We start from the raw sequence: 20,099 nt of genomic DNA, 5'->3' as shown, positions 1-20,099 counted from the left end.
CCCGTGACCTGTCGGTCTCCGACCTTCACGACGACGCGCGCTGACACCGCCGGTCATGCTCGTCGGGTCGACGGATCGACCACTCCGTATCGCCGGAGCGCCCGACGCACCAATCCCAGACCGGCGAGCCCGGGCAGCCTCTCGATCCGATCGTCGAGCTGCCGGATCTCCTGCCAACCGGCCTCGTCGGCGAGCAGGTACCGCATCAGGTGTGAGGTCTCGACCCGAGGCATCCTCGCCGCGTCGGCCGGTGCCCAGAAGTGGCGCAGCGCGAAGCGGGTCAGGCGACGGACGCGCGCCGAGTGGGCCAGCCGGTCGTGGGCCTGGCCTGCGTAGTAGGCGGCATGTCGCATCTCCAGACTCGTCACCCGGTGCAGGACGTCGGTCAGGACGGGGTGCTCCTCCCGTAGGACGAGCCGGTGATAGCAGCTGTGGGTCATCCACTCGTTGATCGCGCCCCACGTCATCCGGATGGCGGTGGCGTCGTCACCGCTGACGCCATGGCGTAGAGCCCACCGGGCCGGCCCCCGGCGACCACGTCGACCGATCCTGCACGGCGCCGCTGTCACAGGCGGCGTGCCGGTCGGGACGTTGTGTGCGGTGAGTACCTTGGCCAGCACCTCCCGATGCCAGTCCTTCTCATAGATCCATCTGGTCAGGATGGCTGTGTCGGTGGGTTCGGTGTGCGCCGGGGCGACCAGCAGGTCGTGCGGATGGCAGAGGTCACACAGATGGCGCAGGCAGCGTAGCCCCCCGGGCGAGAGAGGCTGGCGTCGGAAGACGTCGTAGTCCACGCCGTCGCCGCGGCGGGCAGTCCCACGGGTGTACGGACCGTAATCGAAGGCCATGAACTGCATTCGGAGGCGGCTGCCTGACGGATGGGTCTGTCGTCGACGGCGACGATCACGGCGCTCGCCCGCGCCCGTACCGTTCGGGAGCGAGCGCGGCTGCCGAGTGGTGGTAGGGGATGAGCCGCCACCTGGGTGACACCTCGGCAGAGTGTGGTGGGATACCGCGCATGGGGCGAGTCGCATTCTCCGGTGCTGGAGATGTTGTGGGAGGCGTACGACCCCGCCGCCACGCTGGGTGGAAGGTTCGGCTTCAGCGGCGGTGAGTCGGCTGGCCGGTGGGTCGCCGACATGCTCGACGAGCACTGGGGTGTTCGGGTCGACTCCTGTGAGCGGATCGTGATGAGCAGCGGCAACGCGCTCGCGTGGGTTGACACACCCGTGGGCCGGCTGATTGCGAATGGTCGGTGGTGCGCGACCGTTTCCCGAGGCTCGCGAAGATCGCGCCTATTACGAGTTGGCTGGACGGACGGGGTCTGCCGGTTTCGGCGCCCGTTCCGGCGCGGGACGGGCGCCTTCAGGTCGAGGCCGGTCACGCCTCGATGAGCTTGCAGCGGGTGATCGCGGGCGAACTCCTCGACCCCTCTGATCTGGCCCAGGTGCGGGCGGCCGGCGCGCTTCTGGCCCGGCTCCAGCAGGCACTGGCAGCCTGCCCGCATTCCGATCCGAACCCCGCCTTGGCCTCCTGCACGACGTGACGCGAAGGCGGCGCGGGTCCGTCGGCTGGCGGGCCAGCCCCACGCCGGCGCGCAGCCCGGCGACCAGTCCAGACGGGCCGAAGGTCGAGGTTTGGGCAGGTGCGACCCGGGGATCCAGGTGCTTCCACGCCACGCTCCGGGACCGGCGACGATCAACGTCGCCGGGCCCGAAGCGTGGCTGGGGTGCCGAATGTGCACGACGTTCAGTGCGGTGTCGACACCTCTGGGCCGGAGGTCGACGGGCTTCGGCGCCCGATCGTGAGTTCACTCAGCGGTTGCGCTGACAGATCCGGGTCGTCGCGCAGGAGGCGGCCAAACAGGTGGACAAGCGGCCGGGGCTTCCGTTCGCCAGCATCCACCACCGCGACGTGGACGCCGCGCGTGAGGTCGGCGGGGCTGGCCGCAGGTACCACCAGCATTCGCCGTATGGCAGCTCGGAGACGTACGGGAAAATTCCTGACGTCCGGTGTGGTGCCGCCGCCGGGAGGCTGTCGTCGTGTGGTGGGCCTCGATCCGGGTACACGTCGCACCCGGCGGTCGTGCGAGGACGGGGGAGCTGGTGACGGAGCAGGAGCGAGCGCAGGTTCTGGTAACGGCGTTGACGACCGAGCACTTCGTGCTGCAGACATCGCGTTCGGCAACGGTCGCGGAGTCGGTGGGTCGCGCCACCGTGTTCCTGTCGACGCTGTCGGCTGGGCTGATCGGGCTCGGCTTCGTCGCCGGCAAGGGTACGGTCACCGCGGCGTACCTGGCCGCCGTGATGCCCACGCTGTTGGTCGTGGGGTGGCTGACCTTCGTACGCCTCACCCAGACCACCGTGGAGAACGCGGTGGACCTCCAGCGGATCCGTCGCATCCGCGCGTACTACCACGAGCAGTTCGAGCCGGACGGCCAGTTCTTCGCCGACGCCGTCGCCCCGGGCGGCAACGCACGAGTGGCTTGGGCGGCGACCGGGGTGCCGCCGAGCCGGTTCGCGATGCTCTACACCGCTGCCGCCATGGTGGCAGCGATCAATTCCCTGCTCGCCGGCGCTGCCGTGGCGCTGCTGCTGGCTCTGGCCAGAACCGCATTCGTGACGGGCATCAGTGCCGGCGTCGTGATCGCTGTTCTCGCCTTCGTGGCGCAGATCCGCTTCCAGCGGCGGGTCATGTCCCGCCTACCCGAACCGTGAGTCGACACCCACGACGCCTGGGCCAGTGACCGTTGCGACGCGACGGTCGGAGCCGGTGGCATGGCGCTCTGCGTGGTTGCGGCCCCACGTATCCTGCTGCCCCCGCTGGGCTACCGAATCGTGCGGGCTTGCCTGCCGGTGTCCTACCTGCGTTCGCCCGGCGAAGTGTGACGAGCTTCGGCGGATGTGGTGGCTGACTCGTCGTCCGATAGATCCATCGGTCCCGGCCGCTGGTGGGCGTGACGGGCCGGTCCGGAGTCGACCGGTTCAGGAGGCTCCGTCATGGGCGGCTGTCGCGCCGCCTGCGCCCATCCCTGGTCGCTGGGCACGGGCCGTGCCGGGGCACCTGCGGGCGGCACCGAAGCGGCAACGCGGGGTTGTACCCGGCCTGGGTCGCGTCGCGCCAGCCGGGATCGACTTCGGGGTGAGTACGGGCAGGGAGGGGCGCGATCCGGCCCGACACTCCGGCGGGAACGCATTCCGGATCCGGTAGCCGATGACCCTCCAGATCCGGTCGGACGCTGAGGCGCGGAGCGCCTCGGGCCCGACCGGTCGGTCGGGCCCGAGGCGCTCGGTCAGCCGGTGACGGCGGTGAGCGCCGGTAGGTATCCACCGGAGTAGCCGCTGGCCCTGGGGTGGTAGGACTCGACGACGGGCAAGGTCGTGCCGTTGATCCAAGGGCTGCTGGCGCACACACCGTGTCCGGCGAAGCGGCCCCGCACGTCGGCGTAGGTGAAGCCGGCCGCCGACGCGCGGCCGGAGATGACGCCGGACATGGTGTCGGCGCCGCCGTTGAGCAGGCCCCGCTTGTACGCATTGATGCTGCCGAAGCCGCAGGAGCCGAGTTCGAACAGGCGCGGGTAGCCGAGCACGACAACCCGCGCGCCGGGCGCGCGGTTGCGGATCGCCCGGTAGGTTTCGTCGAGGCGGCCGGGCAGCGTGTTGGTGATGTAGGACTTGGCGTTGTTGACGGCGGTGAGGCATCCGCTGTCCGAGCCGAGGCGGCAGGTGGTGACGACGTCGGCGAAACCGGCGTCGTTGCCGCCGATCGAGATCGTGACGAGATCGGTGCCGGCGTTCAGCGCGGCGAGCTGGTTGTTCAGCACCTCGCGCGTGGTGGCGCCGGAGCAGGCGACGAACTGGAAGCTCGCCGGTGCGTGGCTGTTGGCCCACAACCTCGGGTACGCCTGCGGGCTGCGCCGGCACGAGCCGCTGCCGCTGTCGTAGTTGTTGGTGCCGACACCGGAGGAGTAGGAGTCGCCGAGGGCGGTGTAGTCCGTGCCGGCGGCGGAGGCGGGGGCGGCGAGACCGAGGCTGAGCAGCAGGCCGGTGGCGAGACTGCCGAGAAGCGCCAGGGGGCGACGGGTCATGCGGGACCTCCAGGGGGATGGGGCCCACTTCGTAACACGTCGTCTACTGGCTAGTAACAATTATCGGAGTCGATTCCATGGCTGGCGCTTTTTGTCGCAGCCGGCCTTGCCGTCGATGAAATCTATCGAGCAAAATGGATGGGTTCATGGTCTGGTGACGGCGAGGGCGGCCGCCCGCTCCGCCTTGACCGACGGGCCTCAGGTCAGCGGTTCGCGCCAGTTGCTGCGCTGCCGGACGTCTGCTCCGGGATCGCCGTGATCCTGGAGCCGCAGTCGCCCGCCGGTTGCCGTCTCGGCGGCGCCACCGCCGCGCGGGCCGGTGACCTCGGTGTCGTCGTGTACCGGCACACCGTTGCACCGCAGGCTCATGCGCGCCTGTCCGGGGGCCGACGGCCCGCTCCGGCCGCCGGGGAGAGACATCGATTACCGGCTACGGCCTCAGCAGCACATGCCTCAGCACGGATAGCCGGTGCGAACCTTGTCGAAGGCGGCCTCGCGGGTCAGGCCGGTCTCGCTGACGCTGGTCGGCCCATTGCGGGCGGACCGGCCGAGCTGCATCGGTTCGATCACGGTGCGGCGGATCTGGTACCTGTCGCCGTCGGTCGTTCTCTCCGCTCGAAGGCCGACCAGTGTCAGGCCGTCGCTCCCGCGTAGGCATCCGACGCCGGTGCCGGACCGGGCGAACCCGTTGTCGAACCGGTACTGCTCGCCCTCGGCGTTGCGCGTCACGACCACTCGGCATCCGACGAACGCGAAGAGGTATGCCTGCCGCGAGCCGCCGAGAAGGATGAACGACGAGCCGTCGGCGATGAGGAAGCCGTGCGGTTCCAGTTCGCTGGGTTCGGCGACGGAGAAGCGGGTGGAGGTGGTCAGGCCGGTCGCGGTCCGGACCCCGATGCTGTTCTCCCCGTCATCGACCAGGAACAGCGTGTCCCGCCGGCCGTCATGGTCGAGGTCGCCCGTCGATACGCTGCGGGAACCCGGCGGGATCCGATCCTCGTTCGCCGGACAGCCCGGCCCGGTGCCACTGCCCGGGGCGCCGGCGGTCGGCGTGGCGGGGCTCGGCGTGCCCGTGGTCGTGGCGGTGCCCGGCGTCGTGGGTGCCGCCGGGGCGGCGGCCTCCTCCCCGGTGCAGCCGCTCAGCCCGGTTGTCCCGAGGATGACCAGGGCTGTCGCCAGCATGACGGTGGGGCGTCGCATCCTCTTCCTCTCCTCGACGGCACGTGTCCGGCGAACGTGCTCACGTGGGGCTCAGTGCCCCGTCCGGGTGGAGCCCACTCCTACCGTCCGGTGACGCATCGGGGCGGCGAGAACCTTCCGGGGAGGCGTCGCACGCCGGGGGAGTCGCCCACGCTGCGACGGGGTAGGAACCGGGGCGTGACGCAGACGGTTGGGATGGTGCGGCGGATGATCGAACGCGGGCCGGGTGGAGGAGTCGTGGGGCTTCTCCTGCTGGCGGCGCTGCTTGGCGGCTGCCGGGCCGGCGAGCCACGGGACGCCGGCCGCCCGGGCGCCGGCGGCGACGGCCACGCGTGGACCGACCGCAGTCCCGGTGGCGAGGATCGGCACACCGTGGCGGCGGATCGGGGTGACCTGCGTTCCGCCGTCTTCGTGCTGGTCGACGGCGCGGACGCGGTGCGCGTGCGGACCGCCGATCTCGGGGACGACCTGTACCGGGTGTCGACGCCGACCGGCGCGAAGGTCCGGCCGGCGGTGTCGGTGTCCGACGGCACCGTGACGGCTGGTCTTGCCGCCGCCGGCGGCGCGGGTCCGGCATTGGTCGAGGTGGCGCTGCACGACGACGTGCGGTGGCGTGTCCGGCTCGGCGGCGGCGCCCAGGAGGAGGTGCTCGACCTGCGTGGCGGCCGGATCGAGGAGGTCGAGCTGACGGCCGGCACGAGCCGCGCGGAGGTCACGTTGCCGCCCGCCGAGCGTACGGTGCGGCTGGCGATGACCGGTGGGGCGAGTCGGCTGCTGGTCCACCTGGCCGGCGACGCGCCGGTGCGGGTTCGGGTGGCGGGCGGTGCCGGCCGGATGAGCGTGGACGGTGCCGAGCGAACTGGAGTGGCCGGCGGCACGGTGCTCACGCCCAGCGGTTGGGACACCGCGACCGACCGGTACGACGTCGACGCGGTCGCGGGAGTCTCCGACCTCGTCGTCGACCGCACATGACCGAGCCTGCCCCACCGACGCGAGCACGCTTGACCGGCAGGGATGACGGCCGCGTCGCCACCGGTTCGGACGGTGTTCACCGTGCGGTGGCCCGCACGGGGAACGAGCGGCGTTGAATGGCGGTGAGCACTCCGCCGTCGGAAGGTTCACCGTGGCGCTGCCGTTGCCCGAGGGTCTGCTGTTCGCCGGGTGGATGATCGCCCTGGCCTGCGCCGCTGCCGGTGGATACGCGATCCTCGCCCATCGCGAGTCCTCCCGGCCGGCGACGATGCTGCGGGCGGGGCGGTATGCGGTCATGGTGGCGGCGACGGGACTCGTCGGCCAGGCCGCCTGGGCGTTGCTCACCGTGCTCCTCGACCGGTGACGTCGGACGACAGGCGGCGATCAGTGGCGGTGGCGGCGTCGGTGGGAACGGTGTGATACGACGCTGACACTGGCGACGACCGCGGCGGCGGTGACGAGGCCGGCTAGGGGCACGGCGAGTGGGCCGGTGAAGCTTGCCGCCAGGGTGAGCGCGGCCGCGGTCGGTGCGATGAGCTGCTCTGTCCGACCTCGTTTGTAGTGGCGGGTCTGCAGGAGCCAGACGGCGAGCACGAACATGGCGGTGGGCGCGGTCACCGCGACAGCGACGGCGGTCACGTCGGCCGTGCCGCGTCCGACGGCGTGCTCGAAGGCTGCCTCCAGGCCGGCGCCGACCGCCGCGGCGGAGGCGAAGACCACGTAGTGGCCGTAGCCCCAGTTGAAGCCGGATCGGCGGTCGAGCAGGCGGTCGCGCCCGGGCACGGCGAAGTAGATCGACCAGAACGAGAAGACGATCAACAGGCCACCGGCCGCGATCGGCAACAGTTGGTCGAGCTGGTCGGCGCCGTCCACGGCGGACTGCAGCGCCACCGAGGCGGCGGCGATCGTCTCACCGAGCACAATGATGGTGAACAGGCCGTACCGCTCGGCGATGTGTCGGGGGTTCCACGGGGTGGGCCGTCCGCGTTCGGCGGCCGGAGGCACGCTGAGTTCGGCGGCGGCCGTGGCGACGAACAGCCACGGCTTCACCGGCACCGGTACGGCGACCAGCAGCAGGCAGCCGAACTGTCAGATCCTCGATCGGGATGGGGCCGGCCAGCGGCTGCCCGCGAAGGTGCCGGTCGAACAGGGCGAGCACCTGCTTGCGGGCGACGGGTGCCGCGTACTCGAAGGGGGTGGCGACCGCGTCGAAGTCCAACTCCTCGACCAGGTCGCGCGCCTGACGCGACTCGTCCTGCGAGAGCGGGATCTGGGCGTGGTAGGACAGCCCCACCGGCATTTACCCGGCAAGCTCCACCTTGATCAGGTCGCCGCCGAACAGGATCCCGCGCCGCTCGTCGTGCAGCACGCTGTGCCCGGGGAGGTGGCCGCCGGTGCGGTACATGGTCAACCCGGGCGCGAGTAGCTGCCGGTCGTCGGTCGGCAAGTGACCTGGAACGCCTTGGTCCAGGCCAGGTCGTGGATGCCGATGGCGAGCAACGGTGGGGCCAATTCGTCCTGGAGCTGCCACAGGGCGCCGTACCCGTGCACGTGGCTGGCGCCGAGCGCCACCAGGCCGCCGCAGGCGCGCAGGTCGGCGAGGGCCGCGGCCGGATACCGACCGGCCGCCTCCCAGCCGACCAGGCCGACATCGGTCTCGATCACTCAGCCGCTGCTGCCGAGACCGAGCCGCGGCTCGCTCCAGTAGCCGGTCACCCCGGGCGCGACGACGGCCGAGCGGGCCTGCCCTACCGCCACCTCGTCAGCGCTGAGGAACCGCCGGCCGTCGGAGGGCAGCGCGTTGCGCATGTCGGTGCAGACCGGACAGGACGGCGGGCGCGCGAACCAGCGCTGCCAGTGGCCGCAGGCGTACGGGAGCAGAGGCACGTCAGTTACCCGGCTATCGCCGTGGTCGCCACGGTGCCACCCAGTCCGACCACCGCGACCCCGATGTGCTGCTGCGTCATGCTGCCTCCCGATTCGACCGGGTCGTCCGACCTGGGCCGCCGCGTACCCGCGCGACGCCCCGCCAGCCATGCACATCCGTCGAACTTACCGTCCATGCGCCGATCCGTCGATGCCGGAAAGGAACGGTGGCCTGCGGCCAGGATGCAGATGGCGGCGTCACCGGTCGTGGTGGCGGTCACCCGGGGAGGTCTGCTGGTGAGGGTGCTGATCTCGGGCGGAGTGGGGTTCATCGGTAGCACGGTCGCCTCGGCGTTGACCGATGCGGGAAACACGCCGGTGGTGCTGGACAACCTCGTCATCGGGCGGCGGGAGATCTGCCGCGGACGGGCGTTCCAGCTCGGCGACGCTGGAGTTCGTCGACCGGCTGCTGGCGCACGGCGTACACCGGTTGATCTTCAGCTCGTCGCGGCGATCTACGCCCCCGACGCCGACATCGGCGTCGACGAGACGTCGCCGCTGGCGGCCGGCAGCCCGTACGCGCAGACCAAGCTGGTGGTGGAGCGGATGCTCGCCGACATCGCGGCAAGCAGCCCGCTGCGGGTGCTGTCCCTGTGCTACTTCAACCCCATCGGCGCGGACCCGGCGCTGCGTACCGGGCTGCAGACCTCCGTGCCGTCGCACGCCCTGGGCCGGCTGATGCTCGCGCACCGAGCCGGTGTGCCGTTCGCGGTCAACGGGTTCGACTGGCCCACCCGCGACGGCTCAGGACTTCGCGACTACGTGCACGTCTGGGACCTGGCTGCGGCACACCTGCGGGCACTGGAACGCTTCGATGACATCTTCGCCGTCGGTGCCGCTCCGCACGTGGCTGTGAACCTGGGCAGCGGCACCGGCACCACGGTGCTGGAACTGGTCGCGGTGGTCGACCGGCCGGTCCTGGTTCGGGAGGCGCCGCGTCGGCCCGGCGACGCCGCCGGCGCGTACGCCCGGGGTCGCCGGGCCCGTGAGTTGCTGGGCTGGCGGGCGCGACGTGACCTCGCCACCGGCATCGCCGACTCACTGGCCTGGCACGACCGGCGCGAGCGGCTTCTCGGGGATCTGGCACCGCGCCGTCGGCAGCTCGCCGGCTGATCGATCGGACCTTCGGGCGCGCCGAGTCGGGCACCATGGGTCGCCGCATCATCGGAGGGTGGGGCGGTAGACAAGCTCCTGGGTGTGGCCGTCGAGGGTCCGGCTCTCGAGCAACTCCAGGTCGAAGTCGTCCGCGCCGTGCAGAACGGGGCTGGTTCCGCTCCGTCCGGATATGACGGGGAAGATGGTCACCTGGAATCGGTCGACCAGTCCGGCGGCCATCAACGCCCGGTTAAGCGACAGGCTGGCCTGCGAGCGTAGCGGCACGTCCGACGTCTGCTTGAGCTGGGCGACGATGTTCACGGCATCGCCGCTGACGATGGTCGCGTCCGGCCAGCCGAGGGTGTCGTGCAACGTGGAGGAGATCACGGTGGCGGGCATGCGCATCAGCCGGACGTTCCACTCGTCCGAGGAGTGAGGGTCGAGGCCCGAGGTCATGATCTGTGCGACCTCGCGGAGGGTGGTGGCGCCGTAGACCATCCGTTGTGGGGTGCCGAAGAGGGCAGCGCGGTGTTCGAGCAACTCGGGGCCCTGCTTGCCCCAGTAGCCGCCCCAGTCGCCGGTCCGGTCGTAGGAGCCGTAGCCGTCGACGGTGGAGAAGACATCCCAGGTATACGTGGCGGTCATGACAAAATTCTCGTCTCTGTTGTGGAAGGGCGGCGTGGACGTCCCGCTCTCCGCGTCTGCGTACCCGATCGCGAGCGTGCCACGAGTCGGTCGGAGGCATCCAGCGCTCGGTTCCCCCGCGGTTGAGGCGGCGCCTGCGCCGTTTTCGGCCAGCTTCCGGCGGGCGCAGTACCGGGACCTCGCCGCGCGGTCCGCACGCCCCCGAAGCGGGATTCGGGCACCTGATGACGGGTAAGGACTCGTGTGGCTGACGACCGGCGGAACGGGCGCGCCGCCGACGCGGCGTGGCGCGCGGCGGCCGAACACGGTGAGCGGGACGTCGTGAGCGCGCGGCGGCGCGGTCAGGCCGCCGGCCGGGTCCGCCTCCGTCAGACGGAGGTCATCCTGGTGATCTCGGTCCAGGCCGGTCTGGCGGCTGCCCCCGCCGCCGTTCTCGCCGACCACCTGCTCGGCCCGGGGGCGCACGTGTTCGCGCCGTCCGCGGCCGTCGGCACCATCGCGACGGCCATCGGGCAACGCGCGCGGCGTACCGTCGAGTTGCTGGCCGGCGTCGGGCTCGGGATCGCCATCGGCGACGGGTTGCGGTTCCTGCTCGGGTCGGGCCCGTGGCAGACCGGGGTGATGGTCGCTCTGGCGATCGCCGCGGCTCTGCTGCTCTCCGGCCGGGGTAGCGCCCTCGTCGGTCAGGCCGGCGGCACGGCGGTGCTGATCGCCACGCTCGCACCGATGGAACGCGGGCTCGAGCTCCCACGGATCTTGGACGCCCTCGTCGGTGCGGTCGTGGGCATCGCCGTCGTCACCCTGCTGCTGCCGGTCAACCCGCTGCGCATCCTGGACAAGGCCACCAAGCCGATCTTCGACTCGTTGTCCGGTCAGCTGAACCGGGTTGCGCGCGCGCTGGTCGACCGGGACGCCGAAGCCGCCGTACGGGTGCTCGAGGAACTCCGCAACCTCGACGACGACCTCGGTCGGATGCACGAGGCGCTGGCCGGCGCCGACGAGGTGGTCACGCTCGCACCGGTCCGTTGGCGCCGCCGGCAGCAGTTCCACCGGTACGCGGACATCGCCCAGCACCTGGAGCGCCTGGTCGTTGACGCGCGTGGCATGTCCCGCTGGGCAGCGAACGCGCTGCAGTATCGCGAGCTGATGCCCTGGTCGTTGCCCCGGGGGATCGCCCGCCTCGCCGATGCCATCGACCAGCTACGGCGGGAGAGTCACCGCGGAAGCGGCCACGCGCACAGCCGGGACATGGCCCGACAGGCGGTCGAGTTGGCCGCGGCGGCCCGGAGCGGCGGCCTGCGCACGTACGGCGACGGCCTCGTCGCCGACCTGCGGACGGCCGCCAGCGACGTCCTTCGGGCGACCGGTTGTCCATCGCCCGAGGCGAACCGGATCGTCCGTGCGGCGGCCGACGCCGGGACGACGGCTACCTGAGCTCTCGAAACGGACGACGGAGCGGGGAGAATGTGGTGGGGCGCCACCGGCGCGCTTCCGGGGCGGGCCGCACCACGCCGGCTCACCATCGCAGCGGCACGCGACCCGCGGCGATGAGGCCGAGTCGGCGGGCTGCGCTCATGAGCTGTGCGATCCTGCGGCCGTCGCCCGTCGGGGGCAGGCTCCCGGCCGGCACACCATAGGCCGCGATCACGCCCGAGACCAAAGCCGTCGTGGTCCAGCCGACCGGCACCTCGATCAGGCCGCCGGCGAAGGGCAGTCCCGTCGGGTCGTGAAGCGCGAAGCCCATGGCGTGCCGGCGCGCGTACCATCCGGGTGCCGGCGGTGGCGACGCCGCGTGCCCCCACCGGGCGAGCCCGAGCACGATCGCGGCCTCGACCTGCGCCTCGTACACGTGTCCGTTCAGGGCCTCGGTCATCGCCGGGCGCCCCGGCGCGAACCACACCACGGCCGGCGACCGATCGACCGCGTCGGACCGGCGCGGTAAGAGGAGCACCCGGACCGCGCCCGGTTCAGGGGTCCGCCGTCGAGCGGTCTCAGCCTCCGCGAGCATCCACGCGTCACTCACGTGGTCCCGCTGACGCGCCCGGGGAGCTGCGGTCGGATCGCTCGCGTCGTACACCACGTGACGTAACGTACCGAACACCCGCGGGGATGTCCGAGTCTGATGGAACACCGTCGGGCCCGAACCTCATGGACACGGTCTCGGGCGCCGCACCGTCCTGCCATCGTGACGAATCCAGAATGTCTCCGGGTTGACCGCGCTCCGGTGCGGTACCGTGCCCTGCGCACTGATCGCCACGGCGGATACGGCCGGACGAGCCGCCCCACTGTCGTTTTCCGCAGATTGCGTACCGTGACATTCTGATTGGGTTCCTGGCCTGCGGTTCACTCCCGATGCTCAGGCCGGGGCACCGGCCCGGCCTGTTCGCCGGTCAGCGCTTTCCGTCAGTCCGTCCCGTTCGCAGAAGTTACCGTCGCGGATGCGGGGCGCACCCTTCCAGGAGGGACCACGGATGTGAACATGCCGCATCGGGAGTCTGACGCGCCACGGGAACTCACGATCGACTTCTTCGTCGGTGAGCGGCTGATGCGCCGCCTGCGCCGAACCGCGGCGCCGATGTCTGCGAAGCGGCGGCACCTTCCGGTCGTGCCCGACTGGTACTGCGGCGACTGCGCCCAACCCTGGCCGTGCCGAGCCGGTCGCGATCGCCTCAGGGACGAGCACCGCCGTGCGCCCGGAGCCGTCTTCCAGTACCTCGGCGTCTGCTACACGCGGGCTCTGACCGACCTACCCGCGGAACCGACCCGATACCTGCACGCACGGTTTCTGGGCTGGATACCGCGTCGTCGGACGCCCAATTCCGTTCCCGATCGGAGGTACGGAAGAGACGTGCCGTCGAACTGAGCCCAGCGCGAGCACGAGGGGGACCGGCAGGAGGAGGCTTGAGGTGAGCAGCCGCGGTGCCTGTCCTCGCCGCAGGCGGCGGCCGACGCGGCGGAGCAGGCGACACGGTCAGGCCTCATCCTCCGTCGCTTCCAGGCCAGGTCAGGTGGAGCAGGGCGGTGTCGTCGTTGTGTCGGCCGTCGTCGCCGCGCCTGATCTCGGTGAGGAGAGCGGTGAGGAAGTCGCCGGGATCGGTGGTGACGCTCAACCTGCCGGCGAGGTCGACGAATCGTTGCTCGCCGAGCCGGGTTCCGTCCTCGGCGAACCCTTCGTAGGCTCCGTCGGTGTAGAGCAGCAGTCCCGCGTCTTTCGGAAGGGTGACGATGGACTCCTGCCAGCGGCCCCGTCCGGGGAACATGCCCAACCCGAGGTGGTGACGGATCGGCGCGGGGTAGGCGCCGTCGGGTGTGATCACCAGGGGTGCGGGATGGCCGGCGCTGACGACGACCACCGTCGAGCGGTCCGGGGTGACGCGGATGGTGCAGGCGGTGGCGAACATCGCCTCGCGTGGTCGTTCGGCCACCAGCACCTGTTCCAGCAGCCGCATCCGGGAGGTCTTGTCCACTCCGGCCAGGGTCAGGGTGCGCCATCCGACGCGGAGGCCGACGCCGATCGCGGCCTCGTCCGGGCCGTTGCCGCAGACGTCACCGATGACGGCGTGGATCGTGTGGTCCCTGTCCTGCACCAGGTCGAAGAAGTCACCGCCGAGCAGCGATCGTCCTCGCCCCGGTACGTATCTGCTGGTGACCGCCAACGTGGGATCGGTGATCAACGGTGTCGGGAGCAGGCCCCGCTGCAGCCGGAGGTTCTCGCTGGCCTGCATGCGGCTGTCCCGCAACTGCCGCTGCGTGACGACCACCCGGCGGCGCTGAACGGCGTACTCGACGGTGCGCCCGAGAAGCGTCCCGTCGATCTGGCCCTTGATCAGGTAGTCCTGGGCGCCGGCGGCGACGGCTGCCGTGGCCGTGGCGGCGTCGGCCAGGCCGGTGAGCACCACCACGGCCGCGTCCGGCCATCGGTGCAGCACCTGCCTGAGCGCCGCCAACCCGCGGCTGTCGGGCAGGTGCAGGTCAAGCAGTACACAGTCCGGCGTCGAGGTGGTGGCGGCGGCCTCGGTCAGGCTGCTGGCCTGCGCGAACCGGGTGCCCAGGCCGCTGTCCGCCAGCAGTTCCCGGGTGAGCAGCGCATCGCCGGGATCATCCTCGATGAGCAGGACCGCGAGATCTACCGCTGCGGACGATGACGCCGGACGCCCGACCGTCGACGGTGCGGCGGTGGACGGCGCCACCGGCCGGTCGGCGTCACTGAGCACGGCAGATCCCCTTCTCCCGGCTGCGACATGGATGCTGACGTCAGCGCGATGCGTGATCCGCTCGTCCGGTGGATCCCAGCCATTATCACCTTCGCTCACGCCGTCGGATACGCCGCCGGCGTCGATGTGGCCGCGCCGCCCGACGACGTTCGCCCCAGCGCCGGTCGAGGGCCGGTCCGGGAACGAAACGAAGCGAGAGTCAGACGCCCGACGCGGACTCGCAGTCGAGGTCGATGATTGGCGACGGGACTGGCGGGGCATCAGGAAGGTAGATCCGATCGGGTTCGAGTGGCAGCGATCCCCGTGCTCGATCGCGAGGAAGAGAGGTCCCCTGCCGCTTCGGGCGGCAGGGGCTCTCCTTCGCGGCGGATGATCCTTGGTCGAAGCCCCGGCAGCCGCGTTGCGTGGTAGCGGCGCCGAAGTGACAGGCGCGAGGTACGTCTACGCGTCGTGAGTCAGCCCTCACCGATTCGCTGTCCGCACCCCGCCGTGGTGGTCAGGGTCGATCGTGCTCGCCATCGTCCAGTGAAGCGGTGTACGTGCAGGCGTAGTAGTCCCCGACACGCTGACGGAACCCTGCGGTGTCGAAGTCCGCCTCGTCGTACCGAGGGGAGTTCTTGATCTGCTCCTTGGTGCGGTCGACGAACAGGGTGCGTGCGTCGTGGTCGGCGTAGGCGACGGTGCCCGCGGGCAGAAGCACTTTGCGACCGAAGATCCAAGGACCGGTGTCCACGACGAGCAGGGCGTCGCCGACGTCGTAGCTGGCCCGGTCGACCGAGCCGATCTGTCCGTCGGTGGCCTCCACCCAGTAGCCCACCATGTCGGCGTGCGGGCTGCCGGCCGAGCGGCCCGCGTCCGGATCCTCGGTGCCGCGGGCAGCGTCGAGAAAGCTCTCGCGCCACGTCCAGGGGGTGAACGGCTGCACAGCGACCTCCGGTCCTGACGAGCGTCGTTCCTGCTCCGGTAAAGTACCCAGGGTCAGGTGGGCTGACTCCGTCATGGGGGCGCGTAGCACCCCTGCCCGGCCGAGGAGATCAGGCGGGCCGGTCGAGGGGGATCTCCGCCCACACCACTTTGCCGGGCCGGCCGTCGTCGATGGTGTGCGCGCCCCACTCGCGCGCCATGGCCTCCACGATCAGCAGGCCCCGCCCGCCGATCCGATGCGGGTCCGGCGCGAGACGTCGGGGTTGCCGGGTGGAGTTGTCGAACACCTCGACGAGGATCGCGTCCGCCTGACGCGTCAGCTCGAGCTTCCCACCGTCGTCGGTGTGCCTGATGACGTTGTGCATCAGTTCCGTGATGACGGCGAGCGCGTCGTCGGCGACATGCGCGGCGTCCCAGTCGGCAAGGATCTTCCGGGCAGCCTGGCGGACCGGCGCGCTGTCAGCGCTGCCTCCGAAGGGCATCCGCACCGAGTCCATACCGAACACCTACCCCGCTCCACCGCATCCGTACCGTAGTCGATCATTCTGGCGTCGGCGAACCGGGCACTGCCCGCGTCCCGACCGCGCCGTCACCGCACGTTCGGGCGACCCGGCGTGGATCGAGCAGTCCATGCCACCTGACCCGGATCAGGTGAGCGCCGCTTCTCAGCCATCGAGCAGGGGAGTGTCTAGGCTGGTCGACGACGTCGCCGGCCGACAATCCGGTCCGAACGGGCCGCTCCTGTTACCGGATCGTCTCGGCGGGGTACCGGCGAGGGCATGTCGCGTCCTGTCCGCGCGAAGGAGGGCAGAGTGGCGAGGAACGGATCAGCGGCCCACAGCGTGACCGCCGGCAGTGGTCAGGTGCCGCAGCGGCTGCGGCAGATGCGCGCGGCGGCGTGGCGCGGAGTGTTCCGGCGCGCGGCGCAGGGGTTCATGAAGAACAGTTGTACGGACCTGGCGGCAGGTCTGACCTACTACGCGGTGCTGGCGGTCTTTCCGTCCGCGATCGTCGTCGTCGCCCTGGTCAATCTGGTCTCCGAGGGTGACCGCACCGTCGACACGATCGTCGACCTGCTCCGCGACCTGGGGGCGGGGCGGTGGTGGACCAGCAGTTGCGCGACCTGATCCAGGAGGTGGTGTCGAGCCAGGGTGGCGCGGGGGCGCTGCTGAGTTTCGGGTTGCTGGGCGCGCTGTGGTCGGCGTCGGGCTACGTCGGCGGTTACACCCGGGCGTCCAACGTGATCCACGGGGTGCGGGAGGGGCGGCCCTTCTGGAAGTTGCGCCCGCTGCAACTGCTCATCACCGCGGTGTCGTTGCTGCTCATGGCCGTCGTCGTGGTGATCCTCATCGTGAGCGGTCCGGTCACCCGAGCCGTCGGCGACGCCCTGGACATCGGCGAGACCGCCCGCACTCTGTGGTCCGTGCTCAAGTGGCCGGCCCTGGTGCTGATCGCCATGGTGATGCTGGCGATGCTGGGGTGGCTCGCGCCGAACGTGCAGCCGCCGCGGCTCCGCTGGCTGACCGTGGGCGGCTTCGTCACCCTGCTCGCGGTGGCGATCGTGTCCTTCGGCTTCGGCTTGTACGTGGCCAACTTCGGCTCCTACGACAAGACCTACGGCACGCTCGGCGGGGTGATCGCGTTCCTGGGCTGGCTCTACCTCGTCAACGGCGCCGTCCTGTTCGGTGTCGAGATCAACGCCGAGGTGCAGCGTGGCAGGGCACTGCAGGCCGGTCAGCCCGCCGACGATCCCGTCCTGCCTCCACGGACCGCAGCCGACGGCGACCGCTCCGACGAGGCGACGACGCATGCGGCGCGACCGGGTGAGCGGCCACCCTCGCCGCAGCGGGACGCCGCCGACGACGGCGCTCGTCCCCACTCGGGGGCAGCTATCCTGGCGTTTGCGCCGCGACCGCTGGGGGCATCACGGGAGCAGCCAGACGAGGAGGCCCCGGTGTCGCCAGACGCAACCACCCGTGCACAGGAGTCGCCCTCCGGTACGCCGGAGACGATGTCGACGTCGGAACTGGTCACCCGGGCCGCCGAGCAGGTGAGCACGCTGATGCGTGACGAGCTGGCGCTGGCCAGGGCGGAGATGGTCGCGAAGGGCCGGCGGGCCGGAGCCGGTGGCGGACTGTTCGGCGGCGCCGCGGTCCTGAGCCTGTACGGGTTGGGACTGCTGCTGGCGCTCGCGTGGTGGTGCTGCTGGACCTGGTCTGGCCGCTGTGGCTTGCGGTCCTGGTCGTCCTGGTGCTCGTGTTCGCCGTGGCCGCGGTGCTGGCGCTGCTCGGCCGTCGGCGGTTGCGCGCGGCGACGCCGCTGGTGCCGCAGGAGGCGGTTTCCGGGGTCGCGGCGGACGTGGACGCGGTGAAGACCGCGGTTCGGGAGGGACGATCGTCATGAGTGAGAGCACACCGACGGACCCGCAGCAGTTGCGGGCAGAGATCGCGCAGACGCGCGCCGCTCTCGGTGACACCGTGGAGGCGCTGGCGGCGAGGACCGACGTCAAGGCCCGCGCCAAGGCCGGCGTCGAGGACGCCGCCGCGCAGGCTCGGGAGAAGGTCACGACGGCGGCAGGTCGCATCGAGGGGGCAGCCGGGGCGGTGCCGCTGGCGGTGGTCGGCGCGGCGGCGGTGCTGGCGGTGCTGGTGGCCCTTCTGGTCCGGCGGCGGCGGGCGTGAGTCACGTCGCGGCGAAGGTCGCGTACCGACCGGTCGGCCTCCTGCTCGGCGTCGGGGCCGGACTGGTGTCGGGGCTGTTGTTCAAGCAGGTGTGGAAGCTCGTCGAGGGCGAACAGGACGCACCACACGCCACCGACCAAGACCGTGGGTGGGGCGAGATCGTCATCGCCGCCGCGATCCAGGGCGCCATCTTCGCGGCGGTGAAGGCCACCGTCGACCGGGCTGGTGCCGTCGCCGTGCACCGGGTCACCGGATACTGGCCAGGCTGACCGGGCACCCGGGTCGCCGCATCGACGTGCGGCAACGGCAGACGACTTCGCGCCTGCGAGAGCAGCACCATCTTCGGCCAAGGGTCAGAGAGGAACACGATGAAGGTCACGAGGTTCGCCGCCGGCCTGGCGGTCGGCTACGTGCTCGGCGCCCGCGCCGGCCGCGGCAAGTACGAACAGCTCACCGGGCAGGCGCAGGCGCTGCGCGCGAACCCGACGGCCGCCCAGGCCCGGGCTGCCATCGTCGAGCTGCTCTCCAAGCCCAAGGTCACCCCTACGCTGCCGACGCCCGAGTAGCGTGTCCGCGCCTCGGGCAGCCGCTGACACCGGCAGGCAGGCCCGCCGGCGCGGCGGTGACGTGCGGAACCGCCGCGTCACACCGCTCGGTCGTCGGTGACGGTCGCCAGCGACAGGTCCTGTGCGGCTGCCTCGATCCAGTCCAGAAGCACCTGGATCCACTGGTCCACCTCCGCGACCCGTCGAGCCAGGTCGGCGAGACGCAGCGACTGCTGCTCCATGACAGCTTCGAAGGTCATGCGACGACCTCGCTCTGGAGGATGGCCTTCGCTCCTCGGCTCTGTGCGGCCATGTCAGTGCCACACCGCCCGTCCGGCCGGCGTGGCCGAGCAGTGGCGGGTGAACCTGCTGAGGAGCGCCGGCGGTGCGGACGATGTCGCGATCACCGTACATGTGTTCGGGAACCGACGAACGCAGCGCCTCTGGCCGGAGGGATGCTGGTCCCACCTCGAACCGGGCTCCGCTCGACCTGCGGGATGGCGCTGTGGCGCGTCACGTGACCGTTCCCGTTGCGGGGGAGTCGTACTTCGCCGCCGTGACGCTGGTCAGGTCGATTCGGTCGGTCGTGTGGCTGGCGTATCTGAGCAGGTAGGCGCGGGCCTGCTCGGAGGTGACGGAGGTGCGGGCGATGATGTGGTAGCCATAGGCATCCTCCAGTGCGACGAGGTTGCGGGCGGCTTCCGCAGCGGGTAGAGCGAGAGTGAAGGCGCCCTGGTCGCTGCCGGCGTCGAGGAGATCCTCGTACAGTTGGGCCTGCGGTCGTAGAGACTGCGGCGTAGGGCGGCGTGGTCGGGGCGGCGGCGCGCGCGTGGGGAGAACTCGTAGAGCAGGCAGCACAGTTCGTCGTCGGCACCATGAGGCAAGCCGGCGTCGATCGCGGCCGCCAGCTTCCTGGCGTGGTCGATGTGTTGCTCCACCGCGTGCGCTCGTTGGCGGTGGAACCGGTCGGCGGCGTCTTCGAAGACCTGCTGGAACAGGTCGTCGAGGTGCCGGTAGTAGTAGGTGACGGTGCCGGGAGACATGCCCGCCGCATCGGCGATGTCCCGGATCCGCACGCGGGCCAGGCCGTGCTTGACGATCGCGCGGCGAGCCGCCGCGGTGACGTGGGCGCGCTGGTGGTCCTGATCCTTGGGGCGGGCCATCTGTCTCTCCGGTGACGGTGGGCTGCCGGGCCGCCTGCCCACGCTACCAACGCTGTCACCGCTGTGCCGTGCGGTACCGGGGTGGCGTTGACGGGGACCACGGCTTCGTGGTGGTCCGGAGGTGGTCGGCCGGCCGTTGCGACACCGCCGGCACCGGCTGACCGCCGGTGGGGCAGCGGCTGGGCCCTGGTGAGGGCCGGCCGGTGGTCTACGGTGCTCACCGGCCGGCCCTACGTCCGCTCAGTAGCCGTTGGGCGTCAGCACGTCCACGAAGATCGGGTCGGGTTCGGTGCCGCCGAGGGTGATGGTGTCGTACTTGACGTAGCCGTAGTAGGCGTTGGCGTCGATGGCGCGGTTGTTGCCGACGTACACCCCGGGTGGTCAGGTCGCCTCCGTAACGGATCCGTCGTGCGGGTCCGTGTCCCAGAAGATCAGGTCCCCGGGCCTGGGGTTGTTGGTGCGCCGCCCCTGATTGATCTGCCCCTGCAGCCAGTAGTTCAGCTGTAGTCCCCGACCGGTGCGGCCTTCGTGCCGTCCAGATGGCGTGGCGGGTGAGGCACTCGCAGTCAACCCTCGGTCCCGCACGACCCGTAGCCGCTTGTAGGGCGTGCCAGGTATGCCTTGGCGGCGTTCACCACGCTCGTTCG

At 71.0% G+C, this 20,099-nt stretch carries 27 protein-coding genes and 3 pseudogenes; 13 read left to right on the top strand and 17 right to left on the bottom strand.

Features of this window, described 5'->3' with window-relative positions; translation table 11 throughout:
• Positions 1-53 precede the first annotated feature (53 nt).
• A complete protein-coding gene (locus KSK32_RS00960; protein ID WP_216927999.1) occupies positions 54-857 on the bottom strand; it encodes a hypothetical protein in 804 nt (267 codons plus the stop codon).
• A gap of 192 nt (positions 858-1,049) precedes the next feature.
• Between KSK32_RS00960 and KSK32_RS00955 the strand changes: the two are divergent.
• Both KSK32_RS00955 and KSK32_RS00950 read left to right on the top strand, forming a co-directional pair.
• Positions 1,050-1,513 (top strand): annotated as a pseudogene (locus KSK32_RS00955) (aminoglycoside phosphotransferase); the annotation flags it as partial.
• Positions 1,514-2,105: 592 nt separating this feature from the next.
• Positions 2,106-2,717: a hypothetical protein gene (locus KSK32_RS00950; protein ID WP_216927998.1), complete on the top strand. Its 612-nt coding sequence runs from the start codon at positions 2,106-2,108 to the stop codon at positions 2,715-2,717.
• A 575-nt stretch (positions 2,718-3,292) separates the two neighbouring features.
• On the opposite strand, the gene KSK32_RS00945 is transcribed toward KSK32_RS00950, so the two are convergent.
• From KSK32_RS00945 to KSK32_RS00935, 3 genes are all read right to left on the bottom strand, one after another.
• On the bottom strand, positions 3,293-4,087 hold the full coding sequence (locus KSK32_RS00945) for an SGNH/GDSL hydrolase family protein (protein WP_216927997.1): 795 nt from the start codon (positions 4,085-4,087) through the stop codon (positions 3,293-3,295).
• A 198-nt stretch (positions 4,088-4,285) separates the two neighbouring features.
• Positions 4,286-4,456, bottom strand: coding sequence for a DUF1080 domain-containing protein (locus tag KSK32_RS00940; RefSeq protein ID WP_216927996.1), 171 nt, complete (start codon positions 4,454-4,456; stop codon positions 4,286-4,288).
• An 84-nt stretch (positions 4,457-4,540) separates the two neighbouring features.
• Complete coding sequence (locus KSK32_RS00935) at positions 4,541-5,287, bottom strand: hypothetical protein (protein ID WP_216927995.1); 747 nt, start codon at positions 5,285-5,287, stop codon at positions 4,541-4,543.
• Between the two features lie 177 nt (positions 5,288-5,464).
• Here KSK32_RS00935 and KSK32_RS00930 point away from each other — a divergent pair, with 177 nt between their 5' ends.
• Together KSK32_RS00930 and KSK32_RS00925 are read left to right on the top strand one after the other, a co-directional pair.
• A complete protein-coding gene (locus KSK32_RS00930; RefSeq protein WP_216927994.1) occupies positions 5,465-6,259 on the top strand; it encodes a hypothetical protein in 795 nt (264 codons plus the stop codon).
• 151 nt (positions 6,260-6,410) lie between these two features.
• Positions 6,411-6,623, top strand: a complete 213-nt coding sequence (locus tag KSK32_RS00925; RefSeq protein ID WP_216927993.1) for a hypothetical protein — start codon at positions 6,411-6,413, stop codon at positions 6,621-6,623.
• A 20-nt stretch (positions 6,624-6,643) separates the two neighbouring features.
• Here KSK32_RS00925 and KSK32_RS00920 read toward each other — a convergent pair whose 3' ends face one another.
• Positions 6,644-7,309 carry a low temperature requirement protein A gene (locus KSK32_RS00920; RefSeq protein WP_216927992.1) on the bottom strand — a complete coding sequence of 222 codons (666 nt, stop codon included), beginning with the start codon at positions 7,307-7,309 and terminating at the stop codon, positions 6,644-6,646.
• Here KSK32_RS00920 and KSK32_RS00915 point away from each other — a divergent pair.
• Positions 7,284-7,685 carry a hypothetical protein gene (locus KSK32_RS00915; RefSeq protein WP_216927991.1) on the top strand — a complete coding sequence of 134 codons (402 nt, stop codon included), beginning with the start codon at positions 7,284-7,286 and terminating at the stop codon, positions 7,683-7,685. The genes KSK32_RS00920 and KSK32_RS00915 overlap by 26 nt on opposite strands.
• On the opposite strand, the gene KSK32_RS00910 is transcribed toward KSK32_RS00915, so the two are convergent.
• Both KSK32_RS00910 and KSK32_RS00905 read right to left on the bottom strand, forming a co-directional pair.
• Positions 7,667-7,924 (bottom strand): hypothetical protein, encoded by a 258-nt coding sequence (locus KSK32_RS00910; RefSeq protein ID WP_216927990.1) that lies wholly within the window; start codon positions 7,922-7,924, stop codon positions 7,667-7,669. The two genes, KSK32_RS00915 and KSK32_RS00910, sit on opposite strands and share 19 nt — an antisense overlap.
• On the bottom strand, positions 7,925-8,146 hold the full coding sequence (locus tag KSK32_RS00905; RefSeq protein ID WP_216927989.1) for a hypothetical protein: 222 nt from the start codon (positions 8,144-8,146) through the stop codon (positions 7,925-7,927).
• Between the two features lie 228 nt (positions 8,147-8,374).
• On the opposite strand from KSK32_RS00905, the gene KSK32_RS00900 reads away from it, so the two are divergent.
• Positions 8,375-9,298, top strand: coding sequence for an NAD-dependent epimerase/dehydratase family protein (locus KSK32_RS00900; protein WP_254186905.1), 924 nt, complete (start codon positions 8,375-8,377; stop codon positions 9,296-9,298).
• 48 nt (positions 9,299-9,346) lie between these two features.
• Here the strand turns inward: KSK32_RS00900 and KSK32_RS00895 are convergent, their stop codons facing one another.
• Positions 9,347-9,925: a dihydrofolate reductase family protein gene (locus tag KSK32_RS00895; protein WP_216927988.1), complete on the bottom strand. Its 579-nt coding sequence runs from the start codon at positions 9,923-9,925 to the stop codon at positions 9,347-9,349.
• Positions 9,926-10,168: 243 nt separating this feature from the next.
• Between KSK32_RS00895 and KSK32_RS00890 the strand changes: the two genes are divergently transcribed.
• Positions 10,169-11,359 (top strand): FUSC family protein, encoded by a 1,191-nt coding sequence (locus KSK32_RS00890; protein WP_216927987.1) that lies wholly within the window; start codon positions 10,169-10,171, stop codon positions 11,357-11,359.
• A gap of 82 nt (positions 11,360-11,441) precedes the next feature.
• Here KSK32_RS00890 and KSK32_RS00885 read toward each other — a convergent pair whose 3' ends face one another.
• From KSK32_RS00885 to KSK32_RS00870, 4 genes are all read right to left on the bottom strand, one after another.
• Positions 11,442-12,005: a hypothetical protein gene (locus tag KSK32_RS00885; RefSeq protein WP_216927986.1), complete on the bottom strand. Its 564-nt coding sequence runs from the start codon at positions 12,003-12,005 to the stop codon at positions 11,442-11,444.
• An 898-nt stretch (positions 12,006-12,903) separates the two neighbouring features.
• The gene (locus tag KSK32_RS00880) at positions 12,904-14,400 is read right to left on the bottom strand and encodes a PP2C family protein-serine/threonine phosphatase (protein ID WP_216927985.1); all 1,497 of its coding nucleotides are present in this window, start codon (positions 14,398-14,400) and stop codon (positions 12,904-12,906) included.
• A 235-nt stretch (positions 14,401-14,635) separates the two neighbouring features.
• On the bottom strand, positions 14,636-15,064 hold the full coding sequence (locus KSK32_RS00875) for a PRC-barrel domain containing protein (RefSeq protein WP_216927984.1): 429 nt from the start codon (positions 15,062-15,064) through the stop codon (positions 14,636-14,638).
• A gap of 109 nt (positions 15,065-15,173) precedes the next feature.
• Positions 15,174-15,560 carry an ATP-binding protein gene (locus tag KSK32_RS00870; RefSeq protein ID WP_216927983.1) on the bottom strand — a complete coding sequence of 129 codons (387 nt, stop codon included), beginning with the start codon at positions 15,558-15,560 and terminating at the stop codon, positions 15,174-15,176.
• Positions 15,561-15,875: 315 nt separating this feature from the next.
• Between KSK32_RS00870 and KSK32_RS34460 the strand changes: the two genes are divergently transcribed.
• The 6 genes and pseudogenes from KSK32_RS34460 to KSK32_RS00845 all read left to right on the top strand — a co-directional run bounded on the left by KSK32_RS34460 (position 15,876) and on the right by KSK32_RS00845 (position 18,310).
• The gene (locus tag KSK32_RS34460) at positions 15,876-16,190 is read left to right on the top strand and encodes a YhjD/YihY/BrkB family envelope integrity protein (RefSeq protein WP_308163618.1); all 315 of its coding nucleotides are present in this window, start codon (positions 15,876-15,878) and stop codon (positions 16,188-16,190) included.
• A pseudogene (locus KSK32_RS34870) lies at positions 16,163-17,212 on the top strand (YhjD/YihY/BrkB family envelope integrity protein); the annotation flags it as partial. The gene KSK32_RS34460 and the pseudogene KSK32_RS34870, both read left to right, overlap by 28 nt.
• A 44-nt stretch (positions 17,213-17,256) precedes the next feature.
• Positions 17,257-17,466 (top strand): phage holin family protein, encoded by a 210-nt coding sequence (locus KSK32_RS34865; protein ID WP_374226685.1) that lies wholly within the window; start codon positions 17,257-17,259, stop codon positions 17,464-17,466.
• Positions 17,463-17,744, top strand: coding sequence for a DUF3618 domain-containing protein (locus tag KSK32_RS00855; protein WP_216927982.1), 282 nt, complete (start codon positions 17,463-17,465; stop codon positions 17,742-17,744). The genes KSK32_RS34865 and KSK32_RS00855 overlap by 4 nt, the downstream gene beginning before the upstream one ends.
• Positions 17,741-18,013 (top strand): DUF4235 domain-containing protein, encoded by a 273-nt coding sequence (locus KSK32_RS00850; protein WP_216927981.1) that lies wholly within the window; start codon positions 17,741-17,743, stop codon positions 18,011-18,013. The genes KSK32_RS00855 and KSK32_RS00850 overlap by 4 nt, the downstream gene beginning before the upstream one ends.
• Positions 18,014-18,112: 99 nt before the next feature.
• Complete coding sequence (locus KSK32_RS00845; RefSeq protein ID WP_216927980.1) at positions 18,113-18,310, top strand: hypothetical protein; 198 nt, start codon at positions 18,113-18,115, stop codon at positions 18,308-18,310.
• A gap of 77 nt (positions 18,311-18,387) precedes the next feature.
• Here KSK32_RS00845 and KSK32_RS00840 read toward each other — a convergent pair whose 3' ends face one another.
• The 5 genes and pseudogenes from KSK32_RS00840 to KSK32_RS00830 form a co-directional block, all read right to left on the bottom strand.
• Positions 18,388-18,549 carry a hypothetical protein gene (locus tag KSK32_RS00840; RefSeq protein ID WP_216927979.1) on the bottom strand — a complete coding sequence of 54 codons (162 nt, stop codon included), beginning with the start codon at positions 18,547-18,549 and terminating at the stop codon, positions 18,388-18,390.
• 253 nt (positions 18,550-18,802) lie between these two features.
• Positions 18,803-19,147, bottom strand: coding sequence for a hypothetical protein (locus KSK32_RS33115; RefSeq protein ID WP_254186904.1), 345 nt, complete (start codon positions 19,145-19,147; stop codon positions 18,803-18,805).
• Positions 19,148-19,332: 185 nt separating this feature from the next.
• A pseudogene (locus KSK32_RS34860) lies at positions 19,333-19,452 on the bottom strand (hypothetical protein); the annotation flags it as partial.
• Between the two features lie 240 nt (positions 19,453-19,692).
• On the bottom strand, positions 19,693-19,824 hold the full coding sequence (locus tag KSK32_RS34130; protein WP_256451490.1) for a hypothetical protein: 132 nt from the start codon (positions 19,822-19,824) through the stop codon (positions 19,693-19,695).
• A gap of 9 nt (positions 19,825-19,833) precedes the next feature.
• Positions 19,834-20,099, bottom strand: a 266-nt coding sequence (locus KSK32_RS00830; RefSeq protein WP_216927977.1) for a hypothetical protein, incomplete at its 5' end; no start/stop codon positions are given.

Source organism: Micromonospora sp. WMMB482, assembly GCF_019038635.1.
Lineage (GTDB): Bacteria > Actinomycetota > Actinomycetes > Mycobacteriales > Micromonosporaceae > Micromonospora > Micromonospora marina.
The sequence above is the reverse complement of the archived record's forward strand: the minus strand, read 5'-3'. Positions and strand labels throughout refer to the sequence as shown.